The 13,971-nt window shown below is 64.2% G+C and carries 13 protein-coding genes; 9 read left to right on the top strand and 4 right to left on the bottom strand.

All coding sequences use genetic code 11. The features are described from left to right. Positions 1-566: 566 nt before the first annotated feature. Positions 567-1,604: an NAD(P)H-binding protein gene (locus ACKODO_RS09775; protein WP_408983248.1), complete on the bottom strand. Its 1,038-nt coding sequence runs from the start codon at positions 1,602-1,604 to the stop codon at positions 567-569. 392 nt (positions 1,605-1,996) lie between these two features. On the opposite strand from ACKODO_RS09775, the gene ACKODO_RS09770 reads away from it, so the two are divergent. Beyond that, positions 1,997-3,445: an aldehyde dehydrogenase family protein gene (locus ACKODO_RS09770; RefSeq protein WP_408983247.1), complete on the top strand. Its 1,449-nt coding sequence runs from the start codon at positions 1,997-1,999 to the stop codon at positions 3,443-3,445. Between the two features lie 153 nt (positions 3,446-3,598). On the opposite strand, the gene ACKODO_RS09765 is transcribed toward ACKODO_RS09770, so the two are convergent. Continuing rightward, the gene (locus tag ACKODO_RS09765) at positions 3,599-4,348 is read right to left on the bottom strand and encodes a Crp/Fnr family transcriptional regulator (protein WP_408983246.1); all 750 of its coding nucleotides are present in this window, start codon (positions 4,346-4,348) and stop codon (positions 3,599-3,601) included. Positions 4,349-4,565: 217 nt separating this feature from the next. Here ACKODO_RS09765 and ccoN point away from each other — a divergent pair, with 217 nt between their 5' ends. The 8 genes from ccoN to ccoS all read left to right on the top strand — a co-directional run bounded on the left by ccoN (position 4,566) and on the right by ccoS (position 12,515). Continuing rightward, positions 4,566-6,197, top strand: a complete 1,632-nt coding sequence (ccoN, locus tag ACKODO_RS09760; RefSeq protein ID WP_408983251.1) for a cytochrome-c oxidase, cbb3-type subunit I — start codon at positions 4,566-4,568, stop codon at positions 6,195-6,197. 27 nt (positions 6,198-6,224) lie between these two features. Beyond that, the gene (gene ccoO / locus ACKODO_RS09755) at positions 6,225-6,992 is read left to right on the top strand and encodes a cytochrome-c oxidase, cbb3-type subunit II (protein WP_408983245.1); all 768 of its coding nucleotides are present in this window, start codon (positions 6,225-6,227) and stop codon (positions 6,990-6,992) included. Between the two features lie 20 nt (positions 6,993-7,012). Further along, complete coding sequence (locus ACKODO_RS09750; RefSeq protein ID WP_408983250.1) at positions 7,013-7,159, top strand: cbb3-type cytochrome oxidase subunit 3; 147 nt, start codon at positions 7,013-7,015, stop codon at positions 7,157-7,159. A gap of 3 nt (positions 7,160-7,162) precedes the next feature. Continuing rightward, positions 7,163-8,056, top strand: a complete 894-nt coding sequence (gene ccoP / locus ACKODO_RS09745; RefSeq protein WP_408983244.1) for a cytochrome-c oxidase, cbb3-type subunit III — start codon at positions 7,163-7,165, stop codon at positions 8,054-8,056. Further along, entirely contained in the window at positions 8,053-9,561 is a 1,509-nt protein-coding gene (ccoG, locus tag ACKODO_RS09740; protein ID WP_408983243.1) for a cytochrome c oxidase accessory protein CcoG, read from the top strand. Before ccoP ends, ccoG begins: the two co-directional genes overlap by 4 nt. A gap of 19 nt (positions 9,562-9,580) precedes the next feature. After that, positions 9,581-10,147 (top strand): FixH family protein, encoded by a 567-nt coding sequence (locus tag ACKODO_RS09735; protein ID WP_408983242.1) that lies wholly within the window; start codon positions 9,581-9,583, stop codon positions 10,145-10,147. Between the two features lie 74 nt (positions 10,148-10,221). Further along, positions 10,222-12,354, top strand: a complete 2,133-nt coding sequence (locus ACKODO_RS09730) for a heavy metal translocating P-type ATPase (protein WP_408983249.1) — start codon at positions 10,222-10,224, stop codon at positions 12,352-12,354. Beyond that, the gene (gene ccoS, locus ACKODO_RS09725; RefSeq protein ID WP_408983241.1) at positions 12,351-12,515 is read left to right on the top strand and encodes a cbb3-type cytochrome oxidase assembly protein CcoS; all 165 of its coding nucleotides are present in this window, start codon (positions 12,351-12,353) and stop codon (positions 12,513-12,515) included. Before ACKODO_RS09730 ends, ccoS begins: the two co-directional genes overlap by 4 nt. Before the next feature lie 9 nt (positions 12,516-12,524). Here ccoS and ACKODO_RS09720 read toward each other — a convergent pair whose 3' ends face one another. Together ACKODO_RS09720 and ACKODO_RS09715 are read right to left on the bottom strand one after the other, a co-directional pair. Then, positions 12,525-13,403, bottom strand: a complete 879-nt coding sequence (locus tag ACKODO_RS09720) for an ABC transporter permease (protein WP_408983240.1) — start codon at positions 13,401-13,403, stop codon at positions 12,525-12,527. Then, the coding region (locus ACKODO_RS09715) for an ABC transporter ATP-binding protein (protein WP_408983239.1) at positions 13,400-13,971 on the bottom strand (572 nt) is incomplete at its 5' end. The genes ACKODO_RS09720 and ACKODO_RS09715, both read right to left, overlap by 4 nt.

The following is a 13,971-nucleotide window of genomic DNA, read 5'->3' as shown; positions in this document are numbered from 1 at the left end:
GTAGAGCCCGCCACCGTCGGAGTAGCGCCCGGCCGGCCTGGCCGCCTGAACGTCCTTCACGCTCAGCTTTTCCTTGACCCGCCTCGCCACAGCCAACCCCATGAATGAATGCCAACCCTAAGAACAACCCTACTTGTAGCGAGAGACATGCGCAACAGGATAATACGAATAAAGATAACGGCAGAACATAAAATCGAGACATATCAATGGGATATACCGAAAAATTAGATCAACTAATTCGCAGAAAGATTTGGGTTAGGAGGACACCCCATCCGCCATATGGACAGGGATGTTTTCCTGCCGCCCGTTCCGTGGAAAGGCAGTGAACTCATCCTTCCTTCTGCTCGAACCCCGGGCAGAGTGAGCCGAGACTCGGGTGCCGGCGGACGGCGTTGCAGAACCTCTCGATGCTGCCGAGCGCTTCGGGCCCCCCCCTTCGCTTCCCGTCCGATGGCCCCGCCCCTGATCGGTTCGGTTTTTGCGTGACGGGCAGAAGCTCGCCATGGCGGTGTTGTTCCCTGCTTTGCCCGAGTGGCTCGTCGAACAGATGACATCGCTGCCGGGCATCAGAAGACGGCATGGTCCCCGCGTTCATCCCGGATTTCGCCCCGGATCAGACGAGCATAGTGCTCGCGCAAGGTGTCGCTGCCGGTGGAGGGCGTTGCATCGGCCTCGTATCGTCCGGTTTCGGGGTTCCAGAGGAGCATGGATTCGCTGGCATAATAATGCCCGATGCCCGCGAGTTCCGCCTTGTCCGCCATCCGGGCGCTGATAGCCCCGAGTGCTGCGAGAACCGCGCGGATGGTCGAGATCATCCCCAGCGGCACGGAGCGGAACTTCGCCGGGCGCCCAATCAGGTCGAACAGCATCTCGCCCTGTTCGCGCGGCGTCATGGCTGCGCCGGGGCCGCCGATCGGCAGGATGCGGTTCCAACGGCTCGAATCCTCGATGCAACCGGCGATGAACCGGCCGAGATCGCGGTCGCTGATGGGTTTGCAGGCGGTCAGGCGGCCATCACCGAAGACCAGGAAAGGCCGTCCCCTCTTCACCCGCTCCACCTGCCCTGACAGCGACTTGAAGAAGGCCGTGGGCCGCACGATGGAATAGGTCAGGCCGGATTCCATCAATTCGCGTTCGAAAGCGAGCTTCGCCTGCTGGAAGGGCAGCTTCGGCTTCTGCACGCAGATGGCCGAAAGCAGCACCATCTGCCCCACACCTGCCTGTCGCGCGATCGCGAGCACCTGTTGATGCGCGCGATGGTCGATCGACCAGGCATCCCGTGCCATGCCCGTGCGCGAGGCGAGGCAGGAGACCAGCGCATCGAAGCTTTCGCCCCGAAAGCCATCGGCGGCAAGCGAGGCAGGGTCGGTCACGTCTCCGAAGCGCAGGGCCGCGCCGGGCAGAAGTCCCGCGAGATCCTGCGCGGACAAGGCTCCGCCAATTCCGGCACGGGGCCGGATGAAGCAAACCACCTCATGGCCACGCTCCACGAGGGCTGCGACCGTTGCGCGCCCGATCGTGCCGGTCGCGCCCAGAACGAGCACACGCCGGGGCCGTACAGGCTCCTGGCCGGTCTCGGCATCGCGGGCATGGGCAAAAGGCATGAAAATCCGATGGTTCGACGGGAAAGCTTTCGCAGCACAGGCCCGGCGGCCCGCACCTTCCCCGAAAGGCTAGCGCCGCTCGCCGGCTTTGGCCACCCGCCGGGTGCCCCTGAAGAACGGACAAGAAGTGCTGCCCTTGACTTTTCAAGCCTGAAGACGCGGAAGACCCTGGGGGAAATCCTGCCCCCGGTAAAGGCCGAAAAGGCGCTCGACCGCCGCTCGAACTTCGATCTCCATCCGTCGAGGAGCTCACAGACCAGGTCGATTGCGACATCCGGCGCGAAGCCAAGGGGCGCGAGGCCCCGCCAAGGCACTGGCGGAATCGCTCCGAATGCGAGAACAATCCGGCATGATCCCGAGGCGAGGCCTCGAACGGCCCGAGAGGAATGTCCATGACCGCGCAATTCTCGAACTTCATCGCTGGCGAGAGCATCCGCGCCGCACGGATGCTGCCGAACATCAACCCCTCGAACACCCATGACGTGATCGGCGAGTTTGCGAGCGGCAGCGCCGCTGATGTGAACAACGCGGTTGCCGCCGCGAAAGCCGCCTTTCCCGCCTGGTCGCGCAGCAATCCGCAGGAGCGGCATGACATCCTCAAGCGCGCCTCCGACGAGGTGATGGCGCGCAAGGACGAACTGGGGCGCATTCTGAGCCGCGAGGAAGGCAAGACGCTCGCCGAGGGCATTGGCGAGGCCACCCGGGCCGGGCAGATCCTTGCCTTCTTCGCTGGCGAGGCCTTGCGCCTCAATGGCGAGGTCGTGAATTCCATCCGCCCCGGCGTGGGCATCGAAATCACGCGGGAGGCTTTGGGTGTCATCGGCATGATCACGCCATGGAACTTCCCGATTGCCATTCCCGCGTGGAAGCTCGCGCCGGCGCTCGCCTATGGCAACACGGTGGTGATCAAGCCGGCGGAACTCGTGCCGCATTCGGCCTGGGCGCTCTGCGACATTCTCCATCGCGCGGGGCTGCCCAGGGGCGTGCTGAACCTTGTCATGGGCAAGGGCTCGGTGGTGGGCCAGGCGATCATCGATCACGGCGATGTTCTGGCGATCTCGTTTACGGGCTCGGTCGGCACCGGGCGGCGCATCGCGGCTTCCTGCGTCGCCTCCACGCCGATGAAGAAGGTGCAGCTCGAAATGGGCGGCAAGAATCCGCTTGTCGTGCTCGACGATGCCGATCTCAGGATTGCCGTGGAATGCGCCGCGAATGGCGCGTTCTTCTCCACCGGTCAGCGCTGCACGGCCTCCTCGCGCCTGATCGTGACCGAGGGCATCCACGACCGCTTCGTCGCGGCACTCACCGAACGGATGCAGGCGCTCGTGGTGGATGATGCACTCAAGGCCGGCACGCATATCGGCCCGGTGGTCGACGCGAAACAGCTCGAAGTCGACGAGGGCTATATCGCGCTCGGCCGCTCGGAAGGCGCGAAGCTGCATTGGGGCGGCGAGCGGCTGAACCGCGAGAATCCCGGCTTCTATCTCCAGCCCGCGCTCTTCACGGAATGCACGAACCAGATGCGCCTCAGCCGCGAGGAAGTGTTCGGCCCGGTCGCGAGCGTGATCCGCGTGAAGGATTACGAGGAGGCCCTGGCGGTGGCGAACGACACGGATTTCGGCCTTTCCTCTGGCATCTGCACCACCAGCCTGAAGCATGCCACGCATTATCGGCGAAACAGCGAGGCGGGCATGGTGATGGTGAACCTGCCGACGGCCGGCGTGGATTATCACGTGCCCTTCGGCGGCCGCAAAGGCTCGAGCTACGGCCCGCGCGAACAGGGCGCCTATGCCCGTGAGTTCTACACCACGGTCAAGACGGCCTACACCTTCGCAGGCTAGAGCATCCGCCCGCCAAGTGGATACCGGTTGGTGGAAAAAGCGGATGCGAAAACAAGAAGAGTGAGCGCCAGATTTAATTCTATCAGAACGGTCAGGCTCTAAGGCCCCCGCCAACCAGACGATGAGCGCCGGCCTTTCAGGACCGCCGGCGCTTCAATTGCCGAGCATTTCCTGGAGCCGCGCGGCATCGAGAATGCGCACGCCATCCGGCACATCCAGGATAATGCGTTCCCGCATCCAGCGCGCGAGCGTGCGCGAAACGGTCTCGATCGTGAGCCCGAGATGGTCGGCGATATCCTGCCGGCCCATCGGCAGCGGCACGGTCGGCGACGGCCCCTGGATGCGCTTCAGGCGCTGCCACCACTTGATCAGGAACGAGGCGACCCGCTCCTCTGCCCTTCTGCGGCCCAGAACCACCATGTGCTCTTGCGCAATCGCAAGTTCATGCGAGGCGACTTCGTGCATCTTGCGCATCATGCTGGGATGACGCTCCATCAGCGCCATGAAGCGCGGGCGCTCGAACCGGCAGAGGCTCACCTTGGTCAGGGCATCGGCGGTGAGACCGAATCGTGGCTCCAGCGACAGGCCCAGAAAGTCTCCCGGCATCGCGAAGCCGACGATCTGGCGGCGTCCATCCGGCAGGTCGTAATGCAGGCGCAGGGTGCCGGCCGTGATGGTGTAGAGCGAAGTTGCAGCGTCACCCTGTGAGAAAAGCGTATTTTTCGGTGCCAGCGATGCGTGATGCATGATGGCGTCGAGTTCATGGATCTCGTGGTCATCCAGCGCGGAACAGACCGAAAGAAGGCGCACGCGGCAATTCTGGCACACGCTTCGGCAACCCGAGGCGTCGAAGCAGCCGCTTGCCGCCAGACTGGGCTCAAAAGAACGATCATCCAATTCCATGGCCGTTTTTCCCCCTGCCAATGGTTCGAGCCAACGTACGCTGTCAGACAGGCCCGGACAATGCATGGATCGTGCGAAAATGTCGCAGCCCCCTCCCTTGGTCGAATCCCTTGCGTTGATGCGGATCAAGGACCCCCCCGCCGCCTCAACGGAATATGCGCTGCGATACCACAGGCAGCCGACGGAGAAGGGCATGGCCACAGGGGCAATTCGAAACATGACGGGGGGCGAATCGTTCGGCGCACTTGCGCTGGCGCTCTTCGGGGTTACCTGTCTCATCATCGCGGGGCTGACCGACCATGGCGGCTACGCATTCCACATGGTGGTGTTCGCGCTGGCGAGCGTTCTGGCCTTCCGGGCGATCATCGTCCGGCGCTACCATGGCCAGGGCCCCGAGCCGCAGGAGATCAACGGCAAGCCGAACTACAATTTCGGCCCCGTGAAATTCGCGACGGCAGCCGCGATGTTCTGGGGCATTGCGGGTTTCCTGGTGGGCCTCGTCATTGCGCTGCAACTCGCCTTTCCGGTGCTGAATTTCGATCTGCCCTGGACGAATTTCGGCCGGCTGCGCCCGCTCCACACCTCGGCGGTGATCTTTGCCTTTGGCGGCAACGTGCTCCTCGCCACCTCGTTCTACGTGGTGCAGCGCACTTGCCATGCGCGCCTTGCCGGTGACCTTTCGCCCTGGTTCGTGGTGCTCGGCTACAACCTTTTCATCGTCGTCGCCGGCACGGGCTATCTGCTGGGCATCACCCAGGGCAAGGAATATGCCGAGCCCGAATGGTATGCCGACCTCTTCCTCACGGTCGTGTGGGTGGTCTACCTGCTCGTGTTCCTCGCGACGATCTGGAAGCGGAAAGAGCCACATATCTATGTCGCGAACTGGTTCTATCTCGCGTTCATCGTCACGATTGCCGTGCTCCATCTCGGCAACAACATGACGATCCCGGTCTCGCTGATCTCGCCCAAGAGCTACATCGTGTGGTCGGGCGTGCAGGATGCGATGTTCCAGTGGTGGTATGGCCACAATGCGGTGGGCTTCTTCCTCACCGCCGGCTTCCTCGCCATCATGTACTATTTTATTCCGAAGCGCGCGGAGCGGCCGGTTTATTCCTACCGTCTCTCGATCATCCATTTCTGGGCGCTGATCTTCCTCTATATCTGGGCCGGTCCGCATCACCTGCACTACACCGCCCTGCCCGATTGGGCGCAGACGCTCGGCATGACCTTCTCGATCATGCTCTGGATGCCCTCCTGGGGCGGCATGATCAACGGCCTGATGACGCTCTCGGGCGCCTGGGACAAGCTGCGCACCGACCCCGTGCTCCGCATGATGGTGGTGTCGGTGGCCTTCTACGGCATGTCGACCTTCGAAGGTCCGCTCATGAGCGTGAGGGCGGTGAACTCGCTCTCGCACTACACCGACTGGACCATCGGCCATGTGCATTCTGGCGCGCTGGGCTGGGTGGGCTATGTCTCCTTCGGCGCGATCTACTGCCTCGTGCCGTGGCTCTGGAACAAGGAGCGCCTCTATTCCAACCGTCTGGTGGAATGGCACTTCTGGATCTCCACGATCGGCATCGTTCTCTACATCTCGGCGATGTGGGTCTCGGGCATCATGCAGGGCCTGATGTGGCGCGCCTACACCTCGCTGGGCTATCTCGAATATTCGTTCATCGAGACGGTGGCGGCGATGCACCCCTACTATGTCATCCGCGCGCTGGGCGGCGGGCTGTTTCTCGCGGGAGCGCTGATCATGGTCTACAACCTCATCATGACCGTGCGCGCCGCGCCGAACGCGCTCGAGAAGGGCCTCGCGCCCGCCGCCGGGCTCCAGCCGGCCGAGTGAGCTCTCGAACATCAAGGAACGGAAACCATGTCCGACACCACTTCCGGCAAGGCTCCCAAGCCCTCCCTCTGGTCGAAGCACAAGATTTTCGAGACCAACTCGATCATCCTGGTCCTCGGCGTGCTCGTCATGATCTCCTTTGGCGGGCTGGTGGAGATTGCGCCGCTCTTCTACCTCAAATCCACGATCGAGAAGGTGGAGGGCATGCGGCCCTACACCCCGCTCGAACTCGCTGGACGCGCCATCTATGTCCGCGAAGGCTGCTACAATTGCCACAGCCAGATGATCCGCCCCTTGCGGGACGAGATCGAGCGTTACGGCCATTACAGCCTCGCGGCTGAATCCATGTACGACAAGCCCTTCCAGTGGGGCTCCAAGCGCACGGGGCCGGATCTGGCCCGCGTGGGCGGCAAGTATTCGGATGACTGGCACCTCCAGCACCTGAACGCGCCGCGATCCATCGTGCCGCAATCGATCATGCCGGGCTATCCGTTCCTGGCGAAGACCGATCTCTCGTTCGATGACATCGCAACCGAGATGAAGGTCCAGAGCTTCACCGGCGTGCCCTACACGCCGGAGATGATGGCGGCGGCGAAGGACGACCTGCGCGCCCAGACCGACCCCGACCATCCGAAGGCGGCTGACTTTGCCAAGCGCTATCCCAAGGCAAACATGCGCGATTTCGACGGCAACCCGCAGCGGATCACCGAAGCGGACGCGCTGATCGCCTATCTGCAGGTGCTGGGGACGCTGGTCGACTTCACGACCTACGACAACAAAGCCAACCTGCGCTGAGGGAGAGGCAATTGGCCAATATGTACGCCTTCCTCGCGAACATCGCGCAATCCGTCGGTGTTCTCTACTTCATGGCGATCTTCCTCGCCGTCTGCATCTACGCGCTCTGGCCCAAGAACCAAGCCAAGTTCGAGAACGCCGCGCGCCTTCCCCTGGAAGAGGACTGAACCATGGCCGACACAACCCGTAACGCTCATGCCGATCTCGATGCGGTGTCCGGCCAGACCACGACCGGTCACAGCTGGGATGGCATCAAGGAGCTGAATACGCCCCTGCCCCGCTGGTGGCTCTGGACCTTCTATCTCACCATCCTCTGGTCCATCGGCTACTGGATCGTCTATCCGGCCTGGCCGCTCATCTCGAGCCACACCAGGGGCCTGCTCGGCTATTCCAGCCGTGCCGCAGTGGCGGAGGATATCCGCCGTCTCGAGGCCCGGCGCGCCGAGCAGGCGGCGGCTCTCAAGACCGCCGATCTCGAGCAGATCCGCAACGATCCGACACTCCTCCGTCTCGCGGTCGCGCGCGGCAAGGCGGCATTCGGCGACAATTGCGCGGGCTGCCACGGCCTTGGCGGCATGGGGGGCAACACCTTTCCCAACCTGACCGATGATGAATGGATCTGGGGCGGCAAGCTGGCCGATATCTCGACCACCATCACCCACGGCATCCGCTGGGATCAGGACAGCAATTCCCGCATGAGCCAGATGCTGGCCTTCGGTCGCACGGGCACCCTGAAGCCTGCGGAGATCGGAACCGTGGTCGAGTATGTCCGCAGCCTTGCCGGTCTCGATGTCGCGAACGGGGCTGATCTTGCGGCTGGCGCGAAGCTCTACGCGGAGAACTGCGCGAGTTGCCATGGCGACCAGGCCAAGGGGAACCAGGACCTCGGCGCGCCCGACCTGACGGACGCGATCTGGCTCTATGGCAGCAGCCGGACGGCCATGGTCGATACCGTCACGAACGGGCGTGGCGGCGTGATGCCGGCCTGGAGCAGCCGCCTCGATCCAGAGACCATCAAGGCGCTGACGGTCTATGTGCATAGCCTCGGCGGAGGCCAGAAGTGAACACCCACAGCCCTGCGGATTATGACGACGATGCCCCGCTCTACGAGGCCTCGAAGAAAATCTATCCGCAGGGGGTGTCGGGCACTTTCCGGCGCATCAAGTGGACGCTGCTGATCCTGTGTCTCGGTGTCTATTATCTTCTTCCCTTCGTGCGGTGGGATCGTGGGCCCCACCTGCCGAACCAGGCGGTTCTGGTGGATATGCCGGCGCGCCGCTTCTATTTCTTCTTCATCGAGATATGGCCGCAGGAGGTTTACTACCTGACCGGCCTCTTGATCCTCGCGGCGCTGATCCTGTTCCTGATGAACGCGGTCGCGGGCCGCATCTGGTGCGGCTATCTCTGCCCGCAGACTGTGTGGACCGACCTGTTTCTCCAGGTCGAGCGGCTCATCGAGGGCGACCGGCGCGAGCGCATGCAGCGCGACGCCGCCCCCTGGGCCGGCAAGACCTGGGGCCTGAAGATCACGAAACACTTCGTCTGGGTGATGATCGCCTGGTGGACCGGCGGCGCCTGGGTGCTCTACTTTTCGGATGCGCCGACCCTCGTGCGCGATCTTGCGACCTTTCAGGCGCCCTTCGTCGCCTATCTCTGGATCGGCATCCTCACCTTCACGACCTATGCGCTCGCCGGCTTCATGCGCGAGCAGGTCTGCCTCTATATGTGCCCCTGGCCGCGCATTCAGGCCGCCTTGACCGATGCGGATGCGCTGAATGTCGCCTATCGCCATGATCGCGGTGATCCGCGCATGTCGGTCAAGCAGGCCACGAAGGCCAGGGCGGCCGGCGAGCCGGCCGGCGATTGCATCGATTGCAACCAATGCGTGGCGGTTTGCCCCACGGGCGTCGATATCCGCGACGGTGCGCAACTCGGCTGCATCCAGTGCGGGCTCTGCATCGATGCCTGCGACACGGTGATGACCAAGATCAACCGCCCTACCGGGCTGATCGGCTACGATACCGAACAGGCGATCACGGCGCGCGCATGCGGCACCACGCCTCCGCCGATCCGGCTCATCCGGGCTCGCACCCTACTCTATATTGGGGTCATCGCGGCCGTCGCCATGACCATGATCTACGCGCTGGCCACGCGTTCCATGATGGATATCAGCGCGATCCACGAGCGCTCTCCGCTCTTCACGGTGCTGCGCGATGGTTCGGTGCGTAACAACTTCACCCTGCGCCTTTCAAACAAGCGGCCCGAGGCGCGGATCTTCGCGGTGGCGGTCGATGGCGTGCCGGGCGCCTCCGCCGAACTCATCGGCGTGAAGCCGATTCCTGGCCAACCCCTCTCCTTCGAGATCGGCCCTGACCAGACACTCGACGTGCGGCTTCTCGTCACGGTGCCGCGCCACGCCTTCGAAGGCGGGAAAACGATGATTCAGATCAAGGCGACCGATGTCCAGCTCGGCGACAGTCGCGTGATCCGGGAGAACTTCTTCGGTCCTGACGGAGACGATTCCCGGCGGTCCAGAGGGGCTCGCCATGGGGAAAGACGGGATGACTAGCTGCTGCGGAGCCTTTTCGATGCCGGTGGAACTGCCTGAACGCGCCTCGATCCTTGCCGCCCGGAAGGCGCATGAGTTCCGTCTCACGGGCTGGCATGTGCTGGCGATGCTCATCGCCTTCTTCGCGGTGGTGGCGAGCGTGAATGTCTTCATGATGACCACCGCGATCCGCACCATGCCGGGGCTTGATGCGCGCAACGGCTATGATGTGAGCCAGAATTTCAACCGGCAGGAACTGGCCGCCGCGCAAGCCCAGGCACGGCGCGGCTGGCAGAGCGACGCGAAGCTCTCGCTCGCCAACCGCGTGCTCGACCTCGAGATCCGCTTCCGTGACAGCATGAGCAAGCCGCTGGCTGGCCTCGCCGTGACGGTTGTTCTGCAGCATCCTGCGCAGCGCGGTCGCGACCGGGCCATCACGCTCTCCCCGCGCGGAGATGGCTACTATACGGCGAAGCTCGACGGGATTGATGCCGGCGGCTGGGGCCTCGTGATCGAGGCGCATGATCTCGAAAGCGGCGAGCGGCTCTTCCTCTCGCGCCATCGCCTGGCCCTGAAGGACGAGTCCATCCGGGGGATCACCCCGTGAGCACGGTTCTGCCGCACCCGGATATCCGCGACTTTTCGCATTATCTCATCCCCGCGCCCGAAGACCGCGTGCGGATGGATTTCGTGGTGGATGGCATCCATTGCGCGGCCTGTGCGGCGCGCATCGAACGCGCCTTTGCATCGGAGCCGGACATGGCTCTGGCACGCGTGAACCTCACCGAGAAGCGCCTCACGGTCGAATGGAAGGATGCGAGACGGGTGGCCCCCCCGCAGGTGCTGGCGCGGCTCGAAGCCCTGGGCTTCACCGGCTACCCTTTCCGCGTGGCCGAGCGCGAGGCCAGCGAGAAGGCCGAGGAGCAGCGGCTTCTGCGCGCGCTCGGCGTCGCGGGCTTCGCGATGATGAACATCATGCTCCTTTCGGTTTCGGTCTGGTCCGGCAACGAGACGGGGCTCTCGCGCGAGGCGCGTGACTTCTTCCACTGGATTTCCGCGCTGATCGCGCTGCCAACCGCCGCCTATTCCGGTCGCCCCTTCTTCGACAGCGCCATCCGCTCGCTGAAGGCGCGCGCCGTGAACATGGATGTGCCGATCTCGCTCGGCATCCTGCTCGCCCTGGGCATTTCGGTCTGGGAGACGCTGCAATCGGGCGAGCACGCCTATTTCGACGGCGCGGTGATGCTCATCTTCTTCCTGCTGATCGGCCGCGTGCTCGATCAGATGATGATGCGCCGCACGCGCGCCGTGGCCTCGAACCTCGCGGCGCTCCGCGCGGAGACCGTCACGCGCATCCTGCCCGATGGCGTGCTGAAGGAAGTCGCCGCCGCGACGGTCGAGCCCGGCCAGCTCGTGCTGGTGCGCCCCGGCGAGCGGATCGGCGTCGATGGCCTGATCGAGCGCGGCACCTCCGACATCGACCAGAGCCTCGTGACCGGGGAGACCGCGCATCAGGCCGTGCAGCCGGGCATGGATGTGCATGCCGGCACAATGAACCTCTCGGGGACCCTGGAAATCCGGGTGCGCCATGCCGCCTCGAGCACGATTCTCGCGCGCATCGAGGCGCTGCTCGCCCATGCCACCGAGAAGCGCGCGGGTTATGTGCGCCTCGCGGACCGCGCCGCGCGGGCCTATGCGCCGGTGGTGCATACTGCGGCGGCGCTGACCTTCATCGGCTGGGTGCTCTGGGGCCTGTCCTGGCAATCGGCGCTGCTGATCTCCGTCACGGTGCTCATCATCACCTGCCCCTGCGCGCTGGGCCTCGCGATTCCCGCCGTGCAGGTCGTGGCCTCGGGCGCGATGTTCCGCCGCTCGATCCTGCTCCATGCCGGTGACGCGCTGGAGCGGCTTGCCGAGGTGGATACCGTCGTCTTCGACAAGACCGGCACCCTCACCCTGCCGGAGCCGGTGATCGCCAATCGCAAGCAGATCCCGGATCGCCTGCTGACCATCGCCGGACGGCTTGCGCTGTCGTCGCGTCACCCCCTCGCGGTCGCGATCGCCAAGGCGGGCGGTGCCGACAATCCGTTCCGCGACGTGCGCGAAACGCCGGGACAGGGCCTTGAAGCCGAGGATGCGCGCGTGAAGATCCGCCTTGGTTCATCTGCCTTTTGCGGGGCGGAAGCGGAAGCCAAGGCGGTTTCGGAAGCCTATCCCGAGGCGTCGCTCATTGCCATGCGCTGCGGCACGGATGTCGCGGTCTTCGCGATCCGCCAGCCCCTGCGGGCCGATGCCCGCACCACCATCGAGGCGCTCAAGGGCCTCGGCCTTTCCGTTGAAATCCTTTCGGGCGACCGCGAGATCCCGGTCGCGAGCGTGGCGAAGGCCCTGGGCATCGATCATTGGCAGGCAAGCGTCGAGCCCGGCGGCAAGGTCGCGCGACTTGAGGAACTGCGTCAGCAGGGCCGGAAGGTGCTGATGGTGGGCGATGGCATCAACGATGCCCCTGCCCTCGCCGCCGCGCATGTCTCGATCTCGCCCGTCTCGGCCACGGACCTCGCGCAGGCACAGGCCGATCTGCTGGTCATGGGCGCTTCGCTCGGCCCGGTGGCGGATGCGATCCGCATCGCACGGAAAGCGCGCCGCCTGATGACGCAGAATCTCTGGCTCGCGGTCATCTACAACGCCGTGGCGGTTCCGATCGCGATTGCCGGCCTCGCGACCCCCTTCGTCGCGGCCATCGCGATGTCTGGTTCGTCGCTGATCGTCACGATGAACGCGATGCGCGCACGGTTCGGTGGAGAAAGCCCATGAACATCCTCGTGATCCTCATCCCCATGGCCCTGGCCATGGGCGCCCTGGGTCTCGGTGCCTTCCTCTGGTCGCTGAAGACGCGGCAATTCGAGGATATCGAGGGTGCCTCCTGGAGGGTCATCCTCGATGACGATGACCTGCCTGATGACGCGAAGCGCTGAGGCGTATTGTCAGCTCTCGCGCTTCAGCGCGCTCTCGTGCCAACGATGCAGCAGGCGATGCGAGAGCCAGCTTGTCGCCAGGAAGATCGCGATGCCCGAGAGCGAGATCAGCAGCAGAGCCGCGAACATGCGCGGGATCTTGAGCTGGTAGCCGCTTTCGAGAATGCGATAGGCGAGGCCCGAGGCCGAGCCGCCCGAACCGGCCACGAATTCCGCCACCACCGCGCCAATGAGCGCGAGGCCACCCGAAATCTTCAGCCCGCCGAGAAAATACGGGAGCGAAGCCGGCAGGCGCAGATAACGCATCGTCTGCCAGCGGTTCGCGCCATAAAGCTGGAACAGCGAGACGAGATTGTGATCGGCGGAATTCAGCCCCAGGATGGTGTTCGAGAGGATCGGAAAGAAGGCAACAATCCAGGCACAGATCAGCAGCGACAGGTTCACATCCTCCGCCAGGATGATGATCAGCGGCGCGATCGCCACAACGGGCGTCACCTGCAGGATGACGGCGTAGGGAAAAAGCGAGCGCTCGAGCCATTTCGACTGCGTGAAGAGGATGGCCAGGGCCACGCCAACGCTCACCGCCGCGATCAGCGCGGCAAAGGTGATGCGCAGCGTGATCCACAGAGCGCCCGAAAGGGTATGCCAGTCCTGCACCAGCGTCTGCGCGATCACCAGCGGGCCGGGGAACAGATAGGAAGGAATGTTCTTGTATCGGACCACCCATTCCCACAACGCGATGATGAGAATGCCGACGAGGATCGGCGCGAGAATGTCCGGCCAGCGGCTCCTCGGAAGACCCAGGATGCGCGCCTCTTCGGCAAAGACCGGAGCGGTCTCCTGATCGGTGCCGCGCGCGGCGGCGGGAGCAAGCGTGGTTTCGCTCATGCGTCGATGGCCTTTTTCAGAGCTTCCGAGCCGAGGCGGCAGAGACGCGCATATTCGGGCGAGGTGCGGAACAGGTTGTCGCGCGGGAAAGGCGCATCCACAATGAGTTCGCTCATCACGCGTCCCGGCCGCGCGGCCATCACAACGATGCGCTCGGAGAGATAGACGCTCTCGAACACCGAATGGGTGACGAACACCGCCGTGAAGCGGTTGCGCTGCCAGAGCATCAGCAGGTCATCATTGAGCTTGTGGCGGGTGATCTCGTCGAGCGCGGCGAAGGGCTCGTCCATCAGCAGCACCTTCGGCTCCGTCACCAGCGCGCGGGCGATCGAGACACGCATCTTCATGCCGCCGGAGAGTTCGCGCGGATAGCTCTTCTCGAACCCCTTGAGGCCCACGAGTTCGAGCATCGCGGCGGCACGCTGGTCGGCCTCCGTGCGGTTCATCTTCTTGAGGCGAAGGGGCAAAGTCACGTTGTCGAGCGTCTGCGCCCAGGGCAGAAGCGTCGGCTCCTGAAAGACGAAGCCGAGGCTGTGCTCCGGCCGGCCCCGGGCATCCGCACTCGCCG

Source organism: Rhabdaerophilum sp., from assembly GCF_046092605.1.
In the GTDB taxonomy this organism is placed as follows: Bacteria; Pseudomonadota; Alphaproteobacteria; order Rhizobiales; family Beijerinckiaceae; genus Rhabdaerophilum.
This window is presented reverse-complemented; position numbering and strand designations above follow the sequence as displayed.